The organism is Candidatus Chlamydia sanziniae (assembly GCF_001653975.1).
Lineage (GTDB): Bacteria > Chlamydiota > Chlamydiia > Chlamydiales > Chlamydiaceae > Chlamydia > Chlamydia sanziniae.
Genome location: NZ_CP014639.1, coordinates 243,619 through 265,465 on the forward strand (window position 1 = coordinate 243,619; position 21,847 = coordinate 265,465).

Below are 21,847 nucleotides of genomic sequence, written 5' to 3' on the forward strand. Positions count from 1 at the left end.
GACTATACATAGCTCATCGTAAAATCTACTATAAAAACAGCTCCCTATCTACTATTCATGCAGGTTCCTCTATCCTTACTTCAAACATATTTTTCTTCTCCACTTTCCACAAAGGAAATTCTAGAGGCATGTGATCACATTGGAATAGAAGCTGATGTTCACATCACGACGCCTCTTTCCTGCACTTCGATTATCACAGCAAGAATTGTCCAAACGGCTCCCCATCCCAATGCTAATAAACTCCTCGTCGCCATTCTTACCGATGGGAAGCAAGAATACCAAATTGTTTGTGGGGCTTCCAATTGTCGTGCAGGTCTTATCGTTCCACTCGCCCTTCCAGGAGCCAAACTCATCGACAGCCGAGGACAAACCCAAACAATAAAAAAAGCTAAACTCCGTGGTATAGAATCTCAAGGCATGTGTTGCTCTAAAAAAGAAATTGGATTGAGTGATACTTCTATACAAAAAGAGAATCTTCTTGAACTTCCAGAAACCACCCCTCTAGGAGAAGATATTGCCACACTCTTTGACAACGTTTCCTTAGAATTATCTCTAACACCCAACTTAGGACATTGTGCTTCTTTGCTAGGACTTGCACGAGAAATCTGCCACGTCACGCAAGCCGATCTTGTCATCCCTCAACAATTTTCATTTGATCCTCTTTCTACGACACCCATGCCCTTACATAGTGATCCCAGTGTCTGTCCTATGTTTTGTTATGCCGTGATCTCGGGATTATTCCTGCGTCCCTCACCTCAAGAGTTACAAGAAGCATTATTAGCATTAAAACAAAAACCCATAAATGCCATTGTAGATATCACGAATTACATTATGCTCTGTTTAGGACAACCTGTACATGCCTATGATGCGCGTAAAGTAGTTCTGGACTCTCTGGGTGTACAAAAGCTCCCCTCTCCGCAGTCGTATACTCTGTTAAATGGAGAAACTGTTCTCATTCCTTCTGGGGCTACTGTTGTCTGTGATGCCCACCGTATTTTAGCTCTAGGAGGTGTTATGGGCGGGCAGGAAACCTCCATAACGGAGAGCACAACAACGATAGTGTTAGAAGCTGCGTATTTCCTCCCCACAGCCATACGAGCGTCGCAAAAGCTTCTTCTCATACACTCAGAAGCCGCTTATAGATTTTCTCGAGGAGTAGATCCACAAAACGTTTTGCCTGCTTTTTATGCTGCCATTCATTTTACGTTGAGCCTCTTTCCTGAGGCTCAAGTTTCCTCAATTTATAAAATAGGAGACATTGTAGAGAAGCCACGAGAAATCTCTTTCCATACCACAACAATCCAAAGAATCTTGGGGCAAACCTTATCTTCTGAGAGGCTTGTACAAAAGTTAGAAACCCTAGGATTTTCTGTTGTCCCCACCCCCCAAAACAACGTTGTTTCTGTAAAAGTTCCTTCCTACCGCCACGATATTAATGAAGAAATCGATCTTGTGGAAGAGATTTACAGAACAGAACCTTGGCATTTGAAAAATGTAAAACCCGTGTCGTGTTTTACTCCTATTTATGCATTAAAACGGCAAATTGCAAATAGATTAGCTAATTCGGGATTGCAAGAATTCTTTACTTGTGACCTTTTAGATCCCGAGCTAGCAACTTGGCATAGAGAAGAATGCCAAGCTTTAGCACTGCAAGGTTCTAAACACGCTACAGTCCTTAGAAACTCACTCCTTCCTGGGTTATTAAAAAGTGCTGCTACGAATCTTCATAGACAAGTGTCTAGTGTCCAAGCATTTGAAATTGGTACTCTTTATAGCAAACATGGATCACAATATCAAGAAACTCAAAGTTTAGGAATCCTTCTGACAGGAGATGTTGCACCACTTTCTTGGATTGCTCCTCGCTCTTCTCTATCTTTCTATTCCTTGAAAGGGCGCGTAGAAACATTGTTCCAACAACTTTATATTTCTTTAGATTGTTATACTATAAAATCTAGTCACCATCCTGATTTTCACCCTTACCAGCAAGCGGCATTTTGTCTTAATGAACATATATTTGGATCTATAGGTAGAGTCCATCCTCATCTTACTCAGAAAGCTCAAATTAAACATCCTGTGTTCTTTGCTGAGATTTCCTTAGATTTTCTGTGCAAACTCCAAAAAAAAATCACAAAAATCTATAAGCCCTGTTCTATCTATCCTTCCTCTTTCCGAGATGTCACTTTGACAGTTCCTGAGGAAATGCCTGCAGATGCCTTACGTAGGAAACTTTTAAGTAAAGCTTCTAAATGGCTTGAAAGTGTATCTATTATCAGTATATATCAAGATAAAGGTCCGGTAGCGAAGGAAAAAAATGTCACTTTGCGGCTAGTATTTCAAGATTACGAGCGTACATTATCCCACCAAGACATTGAAGAAGAATACTGCCGTTTGGTAGCCTTACTTACCGAGTTGTTAACTGACACTAGAGGAACTGCTGATCGATGAAACAATTACTTTTTTGCGTTTGCGCATTTATATTATCCCAGTCAGCATATGGATCTGTATTACGACATGATCCCTCTATTATCAAGGAAACTTTCAAAAACAACTATGGTATCATTGTCTCTAGACAAGAATGGATAAATCGTGGTTGTGATGGTACCCTAACAAAAGTACTTCGCAATGGAGCTACACTTCATGAGGTTTACGTCGGTGGTCTTCTCCATGGCGAGGCTACTTTGACCTTTCCTCACGCAACAACTTTAGCATTTGTAAAAACTTATGATCAAGGACGGTTAATATCTTGTAAGACCTTCTTCCCTAATGGTCTTCCTTCCCAAGAGGAAGTCTTCAATGAAGATGGTACCTTTGTCCTTACCCGTTGGTCTGAAAATAGTGACAACGATACAATCACAAATCCGTATTTCGTAGAGACTTCCTATCAAAATCGTATTCTTGAAGGTACATATTCTTCATTCAATGGAAAATATACATCTAGGATTCATAATGGTGACGGTGTCCGTTCCATTTTTTCTCCTACGAATCTTCTTCTTGCCGAAGAAACTTTCAAAGAGGGTGTCCTGGTAAAGCGCACAACTTTTTATCCCAATCAAGATCCCGAAATAGTGACTCATTATTTTAATGATCAACGCCATGGCTTACAATTGACATACTTTCCTGGAGGTATACCGAACACTATTGAAGAATGGCGTTACGGCTATCAAGATGGGACAACTATGGTGTTTAAAAATGGGTATCGAGCTGCCGAGATCTCCTTTGTCAAAGGACATAAAGAGGGTCTCGAATTACGCTATAATGAAGAAGAGGTTGTTGTTGAAGAACTTTCTTGGCAGAACGATACCCTTCATGGTGTAAGGAAAATTTATGCCGGTGGGGTACACAAATGTGAATGGTATCATCGCGGTAGGTTAGTCTCCAAATCCAAATTCGAACGGCTGAATATTGCGAGATAATTTTTGTCTATGGCCGAAAATTTACTCATTCCTAAGCTTATGAAGCATTCGTTATCACAAGCTTGCTCTCAGGGTCTTCTTGTTGCTAATACTCCCCCAATACAACTCATCGTACACTTTCATAACAATATTATTATAAAAACTCAACTTACAGTAGCTCCAGTATTTTCCTGTTTATTTTTAGGGCCTGGCGCACATAAAGTCATGGAAGAAGTCGTCTTTTGGAGTTCAGGTTACGCTGAAAAAAAACATACTTCTCTATGCTCATACCTCGCTAAAGGTCTACTATCTCCAAAACAGAGGGAAATCTTGAATTGTATTGCGGAAATTCCCTTTGGAGAACAGTGTACGTATGCTGAGATTGCTAAGAATACTCATACCCATCCTAGGGCGGTAGGTAGTGCCTGCAAACACAATCCTTTTTTGTTATTTATCCCCTGTCATAGAGTAGTAAGGACTTGTGGATCATCGTCCTATGTAGCAGGCATTTCCATTCGAAACATCCTTATAAATTTTGAAAATGCTTTTTAATCCTGGAGACGAGGGTCCAAGGCATCTCGCACACCATCGCCTATCAATGCAATACCAATTAACAAAGCCGTGAGCATGAGTGCTGGAGGCCATAGGACCATACTTTCTGCGGGAAATCCTGTAACACCTTCTCGCATAAGATTTCCCCAAGATGCTGAAGACTCCTCACCAAGACCCAAAAAGGTAAGTCCTGCTTCACAGCTAATCATCGCCATCATAGTAAAGGGCAATAGAGAGATTATTGGAACAATGGCATTGGGGAGTATTTGATGTACCATAATATAGTAATGGCTATAGCCTAAGTTACTCGCTGCCAGAACATAAGCCATATCCCGTTGCTTTAATGCTTCAACTCTAATATAACGACTGAACCCTGTCCAGCTAAAGCAACCCAACAATACTGTGTTCAATATTAGAGATTTCTTTTGTGTAATGGCAACAACAAGCATTAAAATAAATAGCATAGGCATGGTTTCCCAAATCTCAGTAAAACGAGACAGGACCATGTCTACGATACCTCCAAAATATCCTGCGGCCAACCCAATCATGATACCGAGGGTTAACCCTATTGCCACTCCAATGCTGCTAACAAGAAGGGCAATGCGAATACCAAAAATCAAAGAAGCAAGTAAATCTTTACGAGTGATTCTTGTGAGTTGCCACCACGCCACATATTTGTTCATTTCACGAGAACCGCCTGCATCGTCTTCCCAATGAAAGCTACTAAAAAATGGACTAATAAGAATGTGGAGTTCTTCAGATTCTTTTTCTATCCATGCACGCTTGTTCTGAATAAACGTTACAGCGCTATGCAATTTTGTATACTTTTCGATTACCTGGCGTGTTTCTAACAAATAATTCCTATGCGACTCTGCTTGTTTTTCTATATCTGCATAAGCAACTCGCAACTCTTCAAGTTGTCTCCACCAATTATTATACATGGCGAGGTTGAAATCATACTCTATTCGTGTTAATGCCATGGCAAAGGGGCGGTAGTTATCGATAGCACGATTCCATGCTTGTTGTGCTATCTCATAAGATCGCTGTAGCTTAGACATTTGTTGTTGAAGCCGTGTAAGACAGATATCCTCATTTTTCATTTCTAAATAGCGTAATGTGGGCATAGCAATGCTGCGGTGTCCTTCAAAAGCGACGCGATATTTCTTCAGGACATGATCCTGTTTCTTCCGATATTTTGTCTTAGTAAGGATATTCAACTGCTCATATTTACTCATATAATGCTGTTCCATTTCCCAAGTACGTGCCTCTTTGGGCAGCAACATTAAAGTTTCGGAATTGACTATTACAATATTTTCACGAATTCTCTCTGCACGTGCCTTCTTGAGCTGTTCTGCAGCCGTAGGATCTTGTATTTTGCCATGATATACCCAGACAAAACCAGTAATGTGGACGACTATAAGAATTCCCAGAAACCAACAACGTACATACCCACGACAGAGCTTCCAAGAAAGTAAGAAAAAAGGAAATGTCAACATGAGGACATTGAAAAACAAATCCACAGGTTTTGTATAGTATCCTCGGAACAATAAGTATCTTAATAAGGGGAAAAAGAATTCTCCATGCCATCGAACAAGCAGAGGTTTACTACTAGCAAATAAGGGTGCGTAAATTCCTATAACAGCAATGGTAATGAAAAATTTCCAGGACAACGAAGCTAAAAAATTTTTACGATATGCAGAACAAAAACGATGATAAAAAGAAAGAGGAGAATCCACTTACATCCTCCTCCCATCTAGCCGTACGCGAGGATCTAAAAGTACATAACAAATATCACCAATCAAGTATCCTATCAGGGACAATGCTGACCCCATAAGCACGGAGAATAAAACTACATTGTGATCACGATTTAAAATGGCGTGATAGAAAAACTTTCCAAAGCCATCTATGTCAAATAAAGTTTCGACTATCAAAGTGCCGCCAAGTAAAGCTCCCATTGATGATGCTAAGGAAGTGACTAATGAGGCAGCAGCATTTTTTCCCACATGCTTACATAGAATATCCATACGGGATATGCCACGAGCTCTAACTGCACAGATATAATCTTGACTGAGAATTTCAAGAAATATCGAACGACTCAAGCGTGATTGAGCAGCGAAGGCACCATAACTTACCGCACAAAAAGGGAGGAAACCGTGTACAATCAAATCTAACAAACGTCCGAAAGTACTCAATTCATTAAAAATCTCTGGAGGAGAACGTAAGCCACTGTAGGGCATGGGAATTGAAGTAAAAGGTATAGTTTTGTTAATAACAAAATTATCTATAATCCATGGAACTGCAACAAATACAGGGATTGAAAACAAAATAAGGAATATGAAATTCAAGACATGATCAACCAATCGGTTTCTTTTTAACGCCATGATCATGCCGAAAAATTGACATAACACGAACCCAACAATCATAGGCAAGATTGACAATACTAAAGAGGAGCGCAAGCGTTTAAAGACCTCTGAAATTACTGTTTTATGTCCATCATTACGTAAAGTGCCAAAATCTAATCGTAAAATGCGAGACATATAACGAGCAAAACGGGTTTCACAGAAAAAAATTTTCCATGATCTCCGAGTGTTATAAGAAAAAGCTTCAATGCCTCCAGAATCTCGAAACCACTTCTTTAATACTTCTACTTTAGTGTTGATATCTTCTTCTGAAAGTTGCCGAACTAACAAGAGGTTACTTTCTGACACTTCTCGATTATATTCTCTTTGCTTTGGTGTGAGTTTCGTGCTAACAATCCCTTGGCGGATTCCCCCACGAATAAACAAATCTGCAGCTACATGACGATAGATCGGATTTTCAGAAAGATTACCGGCTTCAAACAATAATATCGGCATGATAAATTTGGCTCGATCTCCCCAATAGATTTTTAAAGTAGAAAACTTCTCCCCCTTAGCATTTTTACTCTGTGCACTATTTATTAATTCTTGAATCCCTGTTTGAATCTGTTTATGCGATAGCTTAGGACGTGTGTTGAAAAAAATGGGCAATGTCAATCCATAATGCTCCCGAAATTGCAAATAACGATCAGGACCTTTATAGGTACGGACTTTTTCTGATTTTCCTGCTTCTCCGCAAGAATCGACGGATTGGTCCTCTATAACATCTCCAGGAGCTGCGTTTAAAATCACAAAATTTATAGAAATAATAGCGAACAAGGTTAGAGGGATTAACACAAGGCGTTTTAAGATGTACTTAAACACTCTTCCTCCTTCTTATCTAACCACACCTTATCAATATTTATTGTTTCATCCTGAGCTTCTGGGATTAAATCGACCCTATGTATTGGGATAAAAACATTTTTTACATAATCCTTATAAAGCAGGGAATAATATCGTGCGTAGAGAAAAGCATAGGGGGCCTCTTCATGGATAATTTCGTGAAAACGATGATATAACCGAACACGTTCCTCTGGATCGTATTCGTAGCTTAACTTATCAATAATGAGATCAGCCTCCTCATTTTGGAAACCTACAACATTGGCGGAGCCTTTTTCCATAGCACCTTCGGAATGCCATAGAGCGCGTGGATCTTCAGGAGGCGAAGCCAAACACCATCCCATTAAAAGAGCATCAAAATTTTTCTCGTCAAAAGCGTATGAAAGATCTGCCATATCTAACCCAAGCAGGCTACACTCCACGCCAATTTCTTTACAAACCGTGACCATATAATCTGCGATCATACGCGCTATAAAACTTTTCACATAGTAGCATAATCGAAAACGGAAGGGGACGACAACACCATCGATTACTTTTTCACGAATGCCATCACCGTCAGTATCTATCCATCCCTCTTCTTCTAGTAGACGAATAGCTTCTTCTGGGGAGTAATGCCATCCTTCGACCTCTTGGTTATAAGAGGGAGAATAATGGGCGAATGGACCACTAATGGTACGTCCTCGCCCTCCGAGGCATTGCTCAATAACCCTATCCCTATCAATCGCCATATTCATAGCACGGCGTACCTGACGACTTTGGAAAAATAAAGAATAGCAGTTCCAACCTATATAAGTATATGCACGGTCGGAGGCAACCAATTCACGAATAGCCTCACCTTTAGCAGCTTGCTTAGTATAAGCTGGACTCTTCATAAAGTTTTGGAGATTGTCTGTTTGATTTGGAGGTAGATAAGCAATATCGATTTTCCCTGTTTTAAAATCTTGAAATAAGGCGTCTGTACTATCTTTAAAATAGACGTAACGCTTTTCAACAAGAGCTCCTAAGGGATCGTAATAATCGGGATTACGCAAGAAAACGACTTTTTCATCATCTAGTCCTCCGAAATAGAAAGCTCCGCAACTCACAACGTAATTATTTGCCCAATGAGCTACGAAATTTTGTGCCCAGACAGAATCCTTCCTGTAAATGTCAGAATCATGAGCATCATCAATGATTTTTTCTCCATTAGCAAAATATTGATAAACAAAACAAGGAAGGGGTCGTAAGCAAAGTGTATTGGAAAAGGCAGAATAGAGTACTCTACGTTCTTCCTGTCCCTCATCATTTACTATGGTATGTGCTTTCCATCGCACTACAAATTTCAAGTCATTTTCTATAGTAAAAGAAATAATGTCTTCAAAATAGGAGCGTAAAGCAACAGCTCCCATTGTTGCCACATAGGGATTCATAACTACATCATAGTAGAACTTAAAATCGTGGGCAGTCACTGGGTGAGGCTGTAAAAACTTCTTATCCAACTGCACGTGTTTAGGGAAAAATCCAGGGTTAATCGGAGACCAAAATACATGGGGACGTAAGTACACATGAAACTCTTTATCTCCAGAACCATCAACAGTAGCATGCTCTTCTATTTTTACAGCAAGGCCTGGAGAAAATTCCTCATATTTTCCTACATGAGGGTTTGCTAAAGCAGGGACACAGAGTTCATAGAATTTAATAACGTAATCAAAACCATTAAATGGGTTTAAATTGTCTGGTTTGCCTACATGTGCTGTACGCAATACACCTTTCGAAGTAAAGTTAACTCCTAACAAATCCGGTAAAGATTGCTGCATGTAAGGATCAGGAGAGAGTAGGTTACGATATGTGGAATCACCGTAGACCATACTTAAAGTTTTATTACAGGCAATACTAGAAACTATTGCAGGGTTAGGTGAAAGATTTAACGTTTGAGAAGACTGTTGTTTAATAAGCCGTGAAATTTCACGAATATCATCCTGAACATCGCGGACATTACTTTTGATAGACTTAACATCTTTTTCAAGTAAATTTGATGACCAATACAACAAAATCAAAGAGCCTGCTAAAATGCCTTTTATAATTTTGTCTAATACACACCTTTTATTCATATACGGCAAGTCCCCTGTCAAAGCTCCATAAGCTTTGACAGTTCGTGAAAATATGTGGTCAAGCCCTTAAACTTGACGTGACTACATTGCATTTATCATGGTACATAGATCAAAAATTACCTAAAGTCTTAAAAAGAATAAAAAATTATTACACCACTATTAAAAAATAAAAACAGGAATATATATGTTCCTGTTTCTATTATTTAAAAACGCCTATTTTCTTATGAATGTTCTTCTGATTGTTCCTGTGACTGTTCTTGTGACTGTTCTTGCTCTTCAGGATTGTCTGAAGGCATTTCAAATTCTTTATCAAGATTTTCATCAAGGTTTTCATCAAAGCTTCCATCAGATTCCATACTGGAATTCGAATTGTCTTCAGCATCATCATCTGCATCGTACTGATCGTGATATTCGTCAAATGCATAAGAGCATTTCGCAGAGGCAAGAACAGAACAACTCAAACAAGGCAGACTCAAAGTTAAAAAAAGGAATGGGACTAATTTTTTCATATTTATTCTCCTAATTGAAAATACACCAGCTGAAGTAATAAAAATTGATCTAAATTAAGTGATCAAATCTATTACAAAATAGCAACTGGCGTACAAGTTTCTACGCACTATATGAAAAAAGAAAAATAATCTGCAATTAAAAAAGTTATTACTAGAATGGGATTAAATTACCGTGCCCGCTGCCGTGGGAATAAACAAATACCGTATAATAGAATAAGAATTCCTATAATTAACAAGCTTATGGCTACAGAGAGAGGCACCAAGCCTAAGGTAAGACACCCTTCAATCAATATTAGACTTAGAGGCTGCCCAGAATAAATCAAGCTGATGGCTGCTGAGGAACACAGTGCTATCAGCAACCCCAAAATTGCTATAGCAGACGCTATTTCATAGCGGGTACGCACAGAAAAGTTTGTTTTCCAAGAAACGCTTATTCGATAAAGAAGACTTTGCTCTATTGTGTAAGTAGTCTTAAAACAGACCCAATTCATGATATTTAGTTTATTAGAAAAAAAAGAAAAAAACTAGCTTTTATTATACTCTACACCATAGAATTTAATTAATTTTTGAGACTTTTTATAATCTCTTTTTTTTAATTCTTCGTAAATACGTAGTCCTCGTGCATTCATTCCCTGTTGGAAATAGAGAATTCCTAATTTAGACATTGTCTCAATATCATTAGGTTTAAGTTTCAAAACAATTTCATATTCCTGAATTTCCTCAAGAGGCATTTGCAGGTCATGGTAGCTATAAGCTAATTGTGCATGTACCCAAGCATTTCCCGGAGCATATTCATTTAAAATTTTAAATTCTTCAATCGCTCGTCGCGCTGTTGCAAAAAATTTTTCTTGAATATTCTCGCTATAGCGCCCGGGAGGCACCCAATAATTTGAATCAAACTCTGGATATTTTCTTGGGTCAGCATAAAGCCCTGAAAGGGCTACGTAGGCGTCAGCAAGAGACACATGAGCCCCAAGATCTATAGGAATTGCTTGGACAACTTTGATATAAGCATCCACAGCCTTTTGCAACAGACATTCACGGAAAAGAAAATAATCTTCCCAAAAACAAAAGCAGCTGAATTTCCTAATGACATCGCGCTGAGGAAGACATCTTAGCACATAAGGAAGAATCGTATATTCTTCATTTTGAAGATTTACTGAAAGCTTAGTTGCTGCAGCAGCAAGGTGAGCCTGCTCTTCAACAACATTATGTTTATGTTTTACTAACGCAAGAGTTGCGTGAAGATATTCTGAGGATAGTTCTTCAAAAACATCTGCTTTCCCTGAAAGCAGATAAAGACGAAAGACAAGACATGCAAATAGGGTTAAGAAAAAACAGGCTAAGCAAAATGCAGGAACTACAGTTTTTCCAGAAAATAAGAAAAAATAAATGAAGATGCTGAGTTCAAGGGCCATAAGCAAAAAAGCCCCACAAACAAATAAGCTGTGCTTGATTAGGTATTGACGCAAGCGCTGGCTTGTCGTGTTACATAGAGCTTCTAAACTGGACTGGAAACCTAGCCGCTTCATAAATTTGCTGACTTATAAATAATTTTATTGAAAATAATTTGATGAGTTGCTTTCATTCAACAATCCAAAGGATCTCCTTAGTGCTAACCACAGCTTTTTCTATATGAGCACTTCTATCTACATATTAGCAAACTTTGGGGGGCCACGTCATTCCGGTGAATTGAGTGATTTCTTAACCACTCTCCTGACAGATAGAGATGTTACAGGCACATGTTTGCCTTCATATTTGCATAAAAAGTTTTTTGCATTCATTGCTAAAAAACGCGTTACCAAGGTTCTTCCCCAATATCAATCCTTGAAAAGTTGGTCCCCAATATATTCTGATACCGAAGATCTTGCAGAAACTCTTGCCATCGCATTGCAATCTCCTGTAATTCCTTTTCATCGTTATTTACCCAGTACACATGCAAGAACGTTAAGTCACTTGCGATCGCTATGTTCTTTTCCTATTGTAGGCGTGCCATTATTTCCCCATTTCACTTATGCTGTTACAGGAAGTATTGTACGTTTTTTCCACATGCATATCCCTGAGCGATCCATTTCATGGCTTCCTTATTTTGGAAGTCATAGGAGTTTTATTTCTGCCCTGGCGTGTCATCTACGAAATTTTCTTCACCACCAAAAAATCTTAGAAAAGGAATGTTGCTTCTTATTTTCTGCTCATGGACTCCCTGTAAAATATGTTCGCCAGGGAGATCCCTATGCCAAACAATGTGAGGAGTCTTTTGTAACGATTGCTTCCATGTTTAAAGAAGCAAAAAGCTTACTTTGTTACCAATCTAAATTTGGTCCAGGACAATGGCTCTCACCAGCAACAGTTTCTGTATGTCGAAACTTACAGACCACAAAACCCTATGTTATTTTAATTCCTTTTGGTTTCATTTTTGATCACTTGGAAACTTTATATGAAATAGAACAAAAATATCTTCCTATACTACAAGTACGAGGATATCAGGCCTTCCGACTCCCTGCGATTTCTAGTATGTCCCCTTCCTGGATTTCTACTTTAGTAGAAATCATTCGAACCTCACCAACAGTAAATGCCAATATATTAATAAAATAAAACCTAAACTAGGGAAGACGGTACTGTTGTTTTATGGTTTGATATTTTCCTGAACGCTGTGCTTTTAGTAATCCTGCATTAAACCCTTCAAGGAGCTCATTATTGATACCTTTCAGCACAACTAGTCGCAGTCCATCTTGGTTCAATGGCCGAGAAATAATTTTCAATCTTCCTTTATACGTAGTCTCTATTAACGAAGTTACTTCGATGACTGGAGCTAAAAGAGCATCGTAGCAGTTAGACATAAGGGCTTCCAAAGCGATAGGTACATGTGGATAAGGAGTAATGATTGCTTCAGGAATGTCCTGAGCAACTAGAACAGAAGAGTCAAACTTATAGACGCCAACTAAGCGTCCTTTAAGATCTTGTATGGAATGGTACGGGGAATTTTCAGCAACAATGAGAACAGGTCCCGTCAATAAAATGGGCTCTGAGAACTGGTAATGGTCGAGCATTTCTACTGTGGGTAATATGGAAGTTAAGGCTCCTCGGGTTTTATGCTCATCTAAATTTTCAAAAAGATGAATCCAATCCTGGTTCACGATAGTAATATTAAGATTTTCACGATGGTTGATATCAGAGATTAAGTCATTTAAAAAAGCATTAATATTCGATGTGTAAATACCAAACTGTTTAGGAAACCAGGTAACATCGCGACCTACAAACAGTTCTTTCCTTTCTCGAGAGCACCCAAAAAAAATCAACCCTAGAGCCAGCAAACACGCTATAAAATTTAATTTCCAAGAAAACTTGAGTTTCACGTTAAGCTGATCCCTCCTCTTTTCTCCTTCTCTTTGCATCATATTCTAGATAAGAAATTTTTATCTAGTATGCTATCTATTCCTTCTTTAGGAAAGAATTTAGAAAAACAAATCCTAAAAATACACAATTCCCAGTAAAAGTAATGCCTCCCTTAAGGTGCAACTTACTATCAATCTCCTGAAGATAATGGAGTTTTTGTAAATTCTAGCGTTATGTTTCTTGTATTACAATATTCGGATAGAGATGTTCCACCAAGTTTTCTTTTGCGTCTTAGTACTAATCCAGGAATAAGGATTTCTTCATGGGATGCATTTTCTAGAACTAGCATACCTGTAGTATTGAGAATATGATACTTGGTGATCTCTTCTAATAGAGAACTTACATAAGCATTTTCGAGTTCGTAAGGAGGATCAATGTAAATAAGGTCAAAGGAACGCTCCATTTTGACTAATTTTCGCATAGCTATCTTTACATCTTGCTTAAGAATAGTGATCGGGAGTTCTGTATCTAAGAGCTGACTATTTGCATGGAGTAAACGCACAGCACGTGGAGAGTTATCAACAAATACAACATGCGCGGCTCCACGGCTTAAAGCTTCAAATCCGATGCCCCCGATCCCTGCAAAAAGATCTAAAAAGACAGCACCTTTAATGTGGGAAGCACAGATGTTAAAGAACGCTTCTTTAACAAGACCCGACGTTGGACGAATCGAATGATTAGAAAAAGTCTTTAGGGACTTACCCTTATATTTACCAGTTAGAATCCTCACAAGATCTCTTGGGGAATGAAATTTACATAATCCGCAGCAACTAAAACGTAATCTATCCCACGGATTTTACCAAAAACACGCATGGACTGGTGTATTTTATGCAAATGACCAAAAATACATAACGAGACCCGACCGTCAGCTTCTAACAACTCAGAAACAGGCCCTGGAGAGCCATCGCTGCTGATAGGGGGATAATGTGTCATAACAATGACCTGCGTTACTTCTTTAGGAAGAGAATCTAAGGCTTTTTTGAGTCGTCCAAATTCTCGCAGAAAAATTTTTTCATCGTGTTCTGTGTAAGGTTTAGACTGAACTTGAGTGGAAAATGCCTGGCACGTATACGCTATATGTATAGTAGGACTGTCCCAAAGTCGAACACCTACAACAGCGAGTTCGGGGGAGAGCTGGGCATATCCTGAAGTTAAATAATTTAGGGAAGGAGGTAAAGCCATGCGGATTTTTTTTGTTGAAGCCGAGCTCCAATAATCATGATTTCCACGAATCATGTATTTAGTTCCTGGCAATGCATCAACAAAGGCAAAATCACGTTCAGCTTCTAAGAGATCCTTAGCCCAGGAAATATCTCCTGCGATGAGGACAATATCTTTAGGTGTGACTCTAGCTTTCCATTGTTCACGAATTTTTTTATGATATCCTATCCAAGGTTCTCCAAATACCTCCATAGTTTTTTGAGGCACCCCTAAAGAAAGATGTAGATCAGCCAAACCATATATGTGCATATAAAAGAATCACGGTTAAAAAGCTTAAGACTTTACTAGTAATCTAAAGACTTTATCGATAAAAAGCAAATTTCTCTTAAATGAGAATATTTACTTAAAAAAAGTTTTTAGAAGATATAATTATCAGGAATTCGAGTTCCTCGAGGAATGATAACAATGTTATCTCTTACAAAGAGTTTTCCATCCGGGGCATCGTAATCAATATAGTGAGTACGATTCGTAAGTTTTACTCCATTACCGATGGAACAGTTTTCATCAATAATGGTTTTATAGATCTCACAATCTTTTCCAATGCCTAAAGGAGTAGGCGTTGCAGAACCATAACGAGCGTTCCCCATAATAATAGAATGATCTATTACGGAATTCTCTCCTATCATCCCACGAATACCTACAACACTATGGGCAATATGACTCGAATCAATCACAGAACCTTCGCAAAGTAAGGAGTTTGAAATTAAAGAATCGCTGACAATAACCCCAGGCAGGTGATGGTTCTTACTATAGATCATGCCCCTATCGTCATAACAATTCAGTCCTTGTGTTAAGGTTTGGGGTTTTTGCGTTAACGCAATGTTAGCTTCATAATATGATTCTATAGTACCAATATCGGTCCAATAGCCATCGTAGAGAAGTGTTTGGACATAGCCTCGTTTCATCTGTGCTTGGATGAGTTGCTTTCCAAAATCTTCACCGTTTTCTTCAGCAAGTAAACGAAATAGACTTTCTCTACGAAATAGGTAAATTCCCATAGAGCCTAAGAATTCTCCACTATCTTTATTTAATTTATGTGCGCGACGGTTTTCTGCCGATAGACGGAAACGATTTAAAGTTTCTATGTCTTGTGGTTTTTCATAGAAATCTACAAGTTTACCTTCTGTGTCAATTTGGAGAACGCCCATCCTAGAAGCATCTTTCTCTGAAATTGGCTGAGCAACAAGAACCATATCCACTTGTGAAGTAAAGGCCATATCCACAATGACTCGGAAATCCATATTATACAGTTGATCTCCCGATAAAATTAGAAAGTATTCAATTTCAGTATCTTCGAGATAGAGAAGGTTTTGTCGAATAGCATCTGCAGTTCCTTGGTACCATACCTGATTTCCTTGGCGTCCTTCAGGGACAAGGAGGTGTATCTGATCTTGTAAAACTCCATGATAAAAGTAGGTCTTAAACAAATGTTCCTGCAGAGTATAGGTGAGGTATTGTCCTATAACAAAAATCTTTGAAAAGCCTGCCATAATTGCGTGAGAAATAGGGACATCAATGAGTTTATACCGTCCTCCAAAAGATACAGTAGGTTTACAGCGCGAGTTAGTTAAAGGAGAGAGCCTTTTTCCTTCACCTCCGCATAAGATAATCACACCGACCTTATCTCGATAAATATGAGGGAAGTTAAAATTAGAAGAATAACTTGAGAAACTATTTTTTATCATTTGTAGAGCCTATATTAATGTTAATTTTAAATTAGAAACAAATAAAAAGGCTAATATAAACAAGACGCTGTCATTTTAATTAAAAAGAAATAAGGAATAAGAAGTTCTTATTAAAGAAGCTAAAATTCTATCTTAAAATCCTCAAGAATCTTAGTAGCGATAGCAACATCACTTTCGGAAAGCTTACCGCTAGAGATGAGAGCTGTTGCAAGAGAGGATAGAGTAAATACAGAACTCACTTTGATTTTTTCGTCACCAAGGGCACGTTTTTCTTCTGACCGTCTGTCTAAGAACACAAAGGCTTCGCGTACAACGATTCCGTGTGTTTTTAATGCAAGTGCAGTTTCTATGATCGACTTTCCAGAAGAAACAACATCATTGATTACCAAACAAGTCTGGCCTGGAGTGAAAAGTCCTTCTACCTTGATTACATCAGAGTTCTTAGAGTTTTGTAGTTCTTTTCTACGTAATATCATAGGAATATTGTGTTTTAAAGAAATACAAGTAGCGAGCGTCAATGCTGTATAGGGAACTCCGCAGAGCAAACTACTATTAAAAGAAGAGTGGAGACGCCAAATTAGAGTCGCCATGGTTTGTAGGACTTCGGGAGAAGAGATGACTAAACGCATGTCAACATAAATTGGGGTGTGTTCGCCATTTTCCAAGGTATATTTCCCGAATTTTATGGCTCCAATTTGATACAGGTTGACTACGGCATTATCGCGTAGCTGTGCTTCCTCACGATTCATCAGTGTCTCTTGTCTCCATATTTTTTGACAAAATACAAAATATTCACTTATAAGAAGGAATTTATGCTTATACGTTTATTTCTTGGTATCCCTTGGCTGAAGGGTTTCCCTAGGCATCCGTTATTTCCTCTAACCCTAGCGATCTCTGAAGGGAAAACATTCTTAGGGACTTATACTGAAGCAGCTTCACCTCTTCTTATTGATAACTTGAATCTACAATATTCTTATGTACAAGATCTACTTTATAAAGCAATTCCTCCCAACCATGCAATTACCTATAAAGATATCCCTCTGGTAATTTTCCCGGAAATCTTATTTGGTAGCTCTTCAAAAGCCAATCACACTCCGCTCGTTTCTTTCGCGAGTTAGGCACACATATAACGAAATTATTCTTTAAGGGAGAGTAGAAATTCTGCATTACTATTTGTCTTTTTCAACCTGCCTAACAGAAGATACATAGCATCAATAGCTGTGAGATCTGCTATTGCTTGACGGAAGAGATAGACTTTTTCCAATTCACTTGGGTGGTAAAGAAGTTCTTCTTTTCTGGTACCACTCTTAATTAAATCAATGGCGGGATAGGTCCTTCTGTCTGAAAGACGCCGATCAAGAACTAATTCCATATTTCCTGTACCTTTGAATTCTTCAAAGATCACTTCGTCCATACGTGAGCCGGTATCAATTAAGGCAGTTGCTAAAATTGTTAGAGATCCTCCGCCTTCTATATTTCTTGCTGCTCCAAAAAACCGTTTAGGTTTATGCAAAGCGCTTGCATCTACACCTCCGGTCAAAATTTTACCTGAGTGAGGCTGGACAGTGTTATAAGCACGCGCTAATCTTGTAATAGAGTCGAGCAAGATAACGACGTCATTGCCATGTTCTACTAAACGACGTGCTTTTTCTATTACCATTTCCGCAACTTGGATATGGCGTTCAGGCTGTTCATCAAATGTTGAGGCAACAACTTCACCTCGCACTTGACGAATCATATCTGTGACTTCTTCGGGTCTTTCGTCGATGAGCAGTACAATAAGAACAATATCGGGATTATTGACAGCAATAGCATGGGCTATACTTTGCAAAATGACCGTTTTCCCAGAACGTGGGGGAGCAACAATAAGACCTCTCTGCCCTTTACCTATGGGAGCGGTCAAATCTAAGACTCTTTCAGCAAAATTATCTTTCCCCATTTCCATAACGATTCTTTCATTAGGGTATAGAGGGGTTAGGTTTTCGAACAACACACGTTCTTTTGCTTTATCAGGAGTCGAACCATTGATTTTATCTACTTTCAATAAAGCAAAATATTTTTCCTTTTCCTTAGGGGAACGTATAGTTCCGATAATGGTATCGCCTTTTTTTAAATCAAATCGACGAATTTGTGCCGGAGAAACGTAAATATCTTCTGCTGATGGCAAATAGTTGTATGTAGGAGATCGCAAAAAACCAAAACCATCGGGGAGAACTTCCAAAACGCCTTCCCCTATAAGGAGTTCGTCTGCTCGTTCTGATTTAGCTTTAACAATTTCGAAAACCACTTGAGATTTTGTTAACGACCCGATGTTCTTCACGCCGTATTGGCGAGCCAATACGTTTAGCTCCTCAATTCCCATCCTTTGCAGTTTTGCAATTTTCGTAATTGTCACGGATGGAGTTTCTTCTGACTCCGCGCTCACTACGGCACATTCTCCTACAAAAGACTTCTCTTCTAGCAAAGGATATGTATGTTTTTTCGTTTCTTTCACCTTCGGCAAGATTTCTGAAGAACGCTCTTCTTTCATAATGCTCCCTTTAAAGCGTAAAAATATTCTTTAACTTTATGACGTAATTCTTCTTTAGTCCCGTTATTTTCAATCACATTGTCTGCTTGCATTAATTTCTCACCAATGTCTGAAAAACGTGAGCATCTTTTATAAAAATCTTTTTCAGAAAATCCTGTTTTTTTAATAAATCTTTCTCGACGAATGTCTTCATTTGCTGTAATAAGAACCACCGAATCAAACCACTCTGCATAGTGTATTTCATACAGCAAAGGCACCTCTGCAACAAATAACGGATATTCCCCACTTTGAACAACTTGACAATATTGTTCTTCAATTACCTGACAAACTTCTGGATGTAGAATGGTTTCTAAACCTTGTAACAGAGCGCTATTGTAAAAGACTTTCTCAGCTATAGCTCGCGTATCAAGCGCGTCAGCAACAACAATTTCCGGTCCCAAAAGATTTATAATACGACGACCTATGTATGTATGAGGAATAAGGAAGCTATGCGAAATTTTATCAGCACTAACTACATAAGCCCCCAATTCCTGAAAAACCTGACATGCTTCAGTTTTCCCAGAAGAGAGGTCTCCTGTAATAGAAACTTTTAGTAACTTTAACATTCTGCCCAATTTTTTCCAATCAAGATATTCACAACTAAAGGAACTGATAAAGTCATGGCAGATTCCATTTTTTCTCGCACTAGAGTCTGCATGATTTCTAATTCTTCTTCGGGAATTTCAAATAATAATTCGTCATGTATCTGCAACAACATACGACTCTTCATATTTTTGTGTTGGATTGCTTCTGCAAGATGCAGCATAGCAAGCTTGATCAGCTCAGCAGCGCTTCCTTGAATGCGGGTGTTCACAGCAAAACGCCCTGAGGCAGCGCGTGAGCCCGGAAATTCATTCCAGCTATCAATAATTCGCTCTCTTCCCAACATGGTAGTCACTCTTAAATCTCGGGAAGCCTGTTCTATAGTTTCCTCTACAAATTGGAAAACTCGAGGATAACGGGCAAAATAGGCTTGGATGAGTTTCTGAGCTTCACTAAGAGGTATCCTTAAACTTTTTGAAAGTCCATAAGCTTGTTGCCCATAGACAATGCCAAAATTTACAGTCTTTGCTTGCATTCGTTGTTGCTTTGAAACCTGGTCTAGGGGGACATGGAATACCTGAGCAGCAGTAAATGCATGAACGTCCTGACCTGATTCAAATGCCAATCTTAATGAGTTATCCTGACTTAAATGTGCTAAAAATCTCAACTCAATTTGAGAATAATCAGCGGATAAAAAATATATATTTGGCTGACTCATATGAAAAGCCTTTCTAAGCAATATTCCACGATGAGATCGTATAGGAATGTTTTGTAAGTTAGGATCACGACATGCTAATCTTCCTGTAACTGTTCCTGTCTGATCAAAAGAAGGATGAATTCTATGCGTGTGGAGATCTACTTGACGAGGTAAAGCTTTGACATATGTAGAAAGTAGTTTTTCAATAGCACGAAATGCTAAAATTTTCTCGATAATTTCATGTTCTCCTAACAAAGCCTCAAGAACCTTGGCTTTTGTAGACTTCATTTTGTCAACTGGGACGAGTCCTAATTCCTTATATAAAACATCCGCTAGCTGTTTTGGAGACTTAATATTAAATGAAGTTCCTGCTAAATCGTAAATCTCATCTGTGAGTATTGCAAGTTCTGCTTCTAAGGAACTTTCCAATAGAGCTAATTCTTCTATATCCAAAGGCATTCCTGCTCTTTCCATAAGAAAGAGCACTTTTTCCAAACGCATTTCTATATCATGAAAAATCTCAATCATTCCTTTACGATCTAATTCCTCAAGGACGGATTTTTTTAATTCCGGTAAATAAGCAACAAATTCTCCAAAATATTGAGCTGGATGTTCCGGCAATCTAAGAATAGGCAGGCTTAACGCTTCCCATTCCTTTGCAAACCGCATAGCGACTTGTGTTAAGCCATGATTAATAAGCAAGGACTGATAGGAAGTTTTTGCTCCTCCATGGATCAAATGTTCTGCAAGAGCAAGATCACAACAAATATCTCGTATAGGAATGCCTGTATTCATAAGTGCGTGCATATCCCGTTTGATATTATAACCATAAAAGGAGACATCATCTCTTGTAAAAAAACGTCGTAGGGAAGATATGAAGCTTGTAGATGCATGTTGCAAATCGATAAAAAAGACTTCTGTTCCTCTGGTCAATGCCAATCCGAATAATTGTAAAGACGGAAGATGCTTACCTGTATAGGCTGCGGCAAAAGCAATAGGTCCTTCTCCTTGAAGTTTATTCAGGGCATTTTCTAGAGTATCATTATCCGTAACCACTTGAACATCAACAGTGGATATTTCTTCTTTCTTAGGTACTACGAGTGTCTTAAATCCTTGTTGTATATAAAAAGTTCTTAGCTTTTCTTGATCAATGGGATGCTGAGGAAATATAAATGCACTTACAGGTAAGGGTACGGCAACCTCATGATCCAGAAGAGCTAATTTTTTACTTAGTTCAAGGACACTTTGCTGTTCAATAAGCAGTGCCCGATTCGATCCTTTAACCTCATTTAAATTATGTAAAAGTCCCTCCACACTTCCAAACTGCTGAAGGAGAGTCATTGCTTTTCTAGGGCCACAACCAGAAACTCCAGGGATATTATCTGAAGTATCGCCAACTAAGGCCAGATAATCTGGGATCCTTTGTGGAGAAACACCATAACGTTCTATTACTTCGGAAACACCTATGACTCCTTGGTCTTTCCAAGGATTCCATACTGTTACATGAGTGTCCACAAGTTGTAGTAAGTCTTTGTCTCCAGTACAGATGCAAACTTCATAGCCTTTTATAAGAGCTTCTCTAGAAATACTTGCGATCACATCATCGGCTTCTACTGACTCTACCTCTACATGAGCCAAACCAAATAAAGTGCAATATTCTTTAACTAGAGAAAGTTGTTTGGGAAGATCGTACAATTTTCTTTCCCGATTACTTTTATAGTTATCATAAATTTCTCGACGACTTTGTTTATTATTTGGCCCGTCAAAAACAGCGACCATGTAGTATGGAGCAAACTCTTTTATCAGTTTATTTATTGAACGAATAAAACCAAATACAGCCTGAGTTGCTTCTCCTTCAGAATTTTTCATTTCGGGTAAAGCAAAATACGCGCGAAAAACAAATCCAGAAGCATCTAGAATAAATAACTTTTCCATAATTTTCCTCTACTCGACATCT

At 38.6% G+C, this 21,847-nt stretch carries 19 protein-coding genes; 5 read left to right on the forward strand and 14 right to left on the reverse strand.

What is annotated here, in order from left to right:
- Positions 1 to 57: 57 nt before the first annotated feature.
- The 3 genes from pheT to Cs308_RS00995 are packed head-to-tail and all read left to right on the forward strand — an operon-like array spanning position 58 to position 3,944.
- Positions 58 to 2,445 carry a phenylalanine--tRNA ligase subunit beta gene (pheT, locus tag Cs308_RS00985; protein WP_066481521.1) on the forward strand — a complete coding sequence of 796 codons (2,388 nt, stop codon included), beginning with the start codon at positions 58 to 60 and terminating at the stop codon, positions 2,443 to 2,445.
- Entirely contained in the window at positions 2,442 to 3,413 is a 972-nt protein-coding gene (locus Cs308_RS00990; protein WP_066481522.1) for a toxin-antitoxin system YwqK family antitoxin, read from the forward strand. The genes pheT and Cs308_RS00990 overlap by 4 nt, the downstream gene beginning before the upstream one ends.
- Before the next feature lie 9 nt (positions 3,414 to 3,422).
- The gene (locus Cs308_RS00995) at positions 3,423 to 3,944 is read left to right on the forward strand and encodes a methylated-DNA--[protein]-cysteine S-methyltransferase (protein WP_066481524.1); all 522 of its coding nucleotides are present in this window, start codon (positions 3,423 to 3,425) and stop codon (positions 3,942 to 3,944) included.
- On the opposite strand, the gene Cs308_RS01000 is transcribed toward Cs308_RS00995, so the two are convergent.
- The 6 genes from Cs308_RS01000 to Cs308_RS01025 all read right to left on the reverse strand — a co-directional run bounded on the left by Cs308_RS01000 (position 3,941) and on the right by Cs308_RS01025 (position 11,311).
- A complete protein-coding gene (locus Cs308_RS01000; protein WP_066481526.1) occupies positions 3,941 to 5,680 on the reverse strand; it encodes an ABC transporter permease in 1,740 nt (579 codons plus the stop codon). The genes Cs308_RS00995 and Cs308_RS01000 overlap by 4 nt on opposite strands.
- Complete coding sequence (locus Cs308_RS01005; protein WP_066481528.1) at positions 5,681 to 7,165, reverse strand: ABC transporter permease; 1,485 nt, start codon at positions 7,163 to 7,165, stop codon at positions 5,681 to 5,683.
- On the reverse strand, positions 7,147 to 9,270 hold the full coding sequence (locus Cs308_RS01010; RefSeq protein ID WP_066481530.1) for an ABC transporter substrate-binding protein: 2,124 nt from the start codon (positions 9,268 to 9,270) through the stop codon (positions 7,147 to 7,149). The genes Cs308_RS01005 and Cs308_RS01010 overlap by 19 nt, the downstream gene beginning before the upstream one ends.
- Positions 9,271 to 9,491: 221 nt before the next feature.
- The gene (locus tag Cs308_RS01015; RefSeq protein WP_066481532.1) at positions 9,492 to 9,779 is read right to left on the reverse strand and encodes a hypothetical protein; all 288 of its coding nucleotides are present in this window, start codon (positions 9,777 to 9,779) and stop codon (positions 9,492 to 9,494) included.
- A 167-nt stretch (positions 9,780 to 9,946) separates the two neighbouring features.
- Positions 9,947 to 10,270, reverse strand: a complete 324-nt coding sequence (locus tag Cs308_RS01020) for a hypothetical protein (protein WP_066481533.1) — start codon at positions 10,268 to 10,270, stop codon at positions 9,947 to 9,949.
- Between the two features lie 33 nt (positions 10,271 to 10,303).
- Entirely contained in the window at positions 10,304 to 11,311 is a 1,008-nt protein-coding gene (locus Cs308_RS01025; protein WP_066481534.1) for a tetratricopeptide repeat protein, read from the reverse strand.
- A 103-nt stretch (positions 11,312 to 11,414) separates the two neighbouring features.
- On the opposite strand from Cs308_RS01025, the gene hemH reads away from it, so the two are divergent.
- Positions 11,415 to 12,374 carry a ferrochelatase gene (hemH, locus tag Cs308_RS01030; protein WP_066481536.1) on the forward strand — a complete coding sequence of 320 codons (960 nt, stop codon included), beginning with the start codon at positions 11,415 to 11,417 and terminating at the stop codon, positions 12,372 to 12,374.
- 8 nt (positions 12,375 to 12,382) lie between these two features.
- Here hemH and Cs308_RS01035 read toward each other — a convergent pair whose 3' ends face one another.
- The 5 genes from Cs308_RS01035 to Cs308_RS01055 all read right to left on the reverse strand — a co-directional run bounded on the left by Cs308_RS01035 (position 12,383) and on the right by Cs308_RS01055 (position 16,833).
- Positions 12,383 to 13,135, reverse strand: a complete 753-nt coding sequence (locus Cs308_RS01035; protein WP_066483331.1) for a transporter substrate-binding domain-containing protein — start codon at positions 13,133 to 13,135, stop codon at positions 12,383 to 12,385.
- A gap of 170 nt (positions 13,136 to 13,305) precedes the next feature.
- Positions 13,306 to 13,905 (reverse strand): 16S rRNA (guanine(966)-N(2))-methyltransferase RsmD, encoded by a 600-nt coding sequence (gene rsmD / locus Cs308_RS01040; protein ID WP_066481540.1) that lies wholly within the window; start codon positions 13,903 to 13,905, stop codon positions 13,306 to 13,308.
- The gene (locus Cs308_RS01045) at positions 13,902 to 14,645 is read right to left on the reverse strand and encodes a metallophosphoesterase (RefSeq protein WP_066481542.1); all 744 of its coding nucleotides are present in this window, start codon (positions 14,643 to 14,645) and stop codon (positions 13,902 to 13,904) included. Before Cs308_RS01045 ends, rsmD begins: the two co-directional genes overlap by 4 nt.
- Positions 14,646 to 14,752: 107 nt before the next feature.
- Complete coding sequence (locus Cs308_RS01050; protein ID WP_066481545.1) at positions 14,753 to 16,081, reverse strand: sugar phosphate nucleotidyltransferase; 1,329 nt, start codon at positions 16,079 to 16,081, stop codon at positions 14,753 to 14,755.
- Between the two features lie 119 nt (positions 16,082 to 16,200).
- Positions 16,201 to 16,833 (reverse strand): orotate phosphoribosyltransferase, encoded by a 633-nt coding sequence (locus Cs308_RS01055; RefSeq protein ID WP_066481547.1) that lies wholly within the window; start codon positions 16,831 to 16,833, stop codon positions 16,201 to 16,203.
- Between the two features lie 60 nt (positions 16,834 to 16,893).
- On the opposite strand from Cs308_RS01055, the gene Cs308_RS01060 reads away from it, so the two are divergent.
- Positions 16,894 to 17,199: a hypothetical protein gene (locus Cs308_RS01060; protein WP_066481549.1), complete on the forward strand. Its 306-nt coding sequence runs from the start codon at positions 16,894 to 16,896 to the stop codon at positions 17,197 to 17,199.
- A 17-nt stretch (positions 17,200 to 17,216) separates the two neighbouring features.
- Here the strand turns inward: Cs308_RS01060 and rho are convergent, their stop codons facing one another.
- From rho to polA, 3 genes are read right to left on the reverse strand one after another with little or no spacing between them, the layout of a single operon-like run.
- Positions 17,217 to 18,611: a transcription termination factor Rho gene (gene rho / locus Cs308_RS01065; protein WP_066481550.1), complete on the reverse strand. Its 1,395-nt coding sequence runs from the start codon at positions 18,609 to 18,611 to the stop codon at positions 17,217 to 17,219.
- Positions 18,608 to 19,216, reverse strand: coding sequence for a dephospho-CoA kinase (gene coaE / locus Cs308_RS01070; protein ID WP_066481552.1), 609 nt, complete (start codon positions 19,214 to 19,216; stop codon positions 18,608 to 18,610). Before coaE ends, rho begins: the two co-directional genes overlap by 4 nt.
- On the reverse strand, positions 19,210 to 21,825 hold the full coding sequence (polA, locus tag Cs308_RS01075) for a DNA polymerase I (protein ID WP_066481558.1): 2,616 nt from the start codon (positions 21,823 to 21,825) through the stop codon (positions 19,210 to 19,212). The genes coaE and polA overlap by 7 nt, the downstream gene beginning before the upstream one ends.
- Between the last annotated feature and the right edge of the window lie 22 nt (positions 21,826 to 21,847).

Excerpts from the sequence above, each read along its gene's own strand:
- pheT (WP_066481521.1), top strand. The coding sequence starts at position 58 with ATGCAGGTTCCTCTATCCTTACTTCAAACATATTTTTCTTCTCCACTT.
- Cs308_RS00990 (WP_066481522.1), top strand. The coding sequence starts at position 2,442 with ATGAAACAATTACTTTTTTGCGTTTGCGCATTTATATTATCCCAGTCA.
- Cs308_RS00995 (WP_066481524.1), top strand. The coding sequence starts at position 3,423 with ATGGCCGAAAATTTACTCATTCCTAAGCTTATGAAGCATTCGTTATCA.
- Cs308_RS01010 (WP_066481530.1), bottom strand. The coding sequence starts at position 9,270 with ATGAATAAAAGGTGTGTATTAGACAAAATTATAAAAGGCATTTTAGCA.
- Cs308_RS01015 (WP_066481532.1), bottom strand. The coding sequence starts at position 9,779 with ATGAAAAAATTAGTCCCATTCCTTTTTTTAACTTTGAGTCTGCCTTGT.
- Cs308_RS01020 (WP_066481533.1), bottom strand. The coding sequence starts at position 10,270 with ATGAATTGGGTCTGTTTTAAGACTACTTACACAATAGAGCAAAGTCTT.
- Cs308_RS01025 (WP_066481534.1), bottom strand. The coding sequence starts at position 11,311 with ATGAAGCGGCTAGGTTTCCAGTCCAGTTTAGAAGCTCTATGTAACACG.
- hemH (WP_066481536.1), top strand. The coding sequence starts at position 11,415 with ATGAGCACTTCTATCTACATATTAGCAAACTTTGGGGGGCCACGTCAT.
- Cs308_RS01045 (WP_066481542.1), bottom strand. The coding sequence starts at position 14,645 with ATGCACATATATGGTTTGGCTGATCTACATCTTTCTTTAGGGGTGCCT.
- Cs308_RS01050 (WP_066481545.1), bottom strand. The coding sequence starts at position 16,081 with ATGATAAAAAATAGTTTCTCAAGTTATTCTTCTAATTTTAACTTCCCT.
- Cs308_RS01060 (WP_066481549.1), top strand. The coding sequence starts at position 16,894 with ATGCTTATACGTTTATTTCTTGGTATCCCTTGGCTGAAGGGTTTCCCT.
- rho (WP_066481550.1), bottom strand. The coding sequence starts at position 18,611 with ATGAAAGAAGAGCGTTCTTCAGAAATCTTGCCGAAGGTGAAAGAAACG.
- coaE (WP_066481552.1), bottom strand. The coding sequence starts at position 19,216 with ATGTTAAAGTTACTAAAAGTTTCTATTACAGGAGACCTCTCTTCTGGG.
- polA (WP_066481558.1), bottom strand. The coding sequence starts at position 21,825 with ATGGAAAAGTTATTTATTCTAGATGCTTCTGGATTTGTTTTTCGCGCG.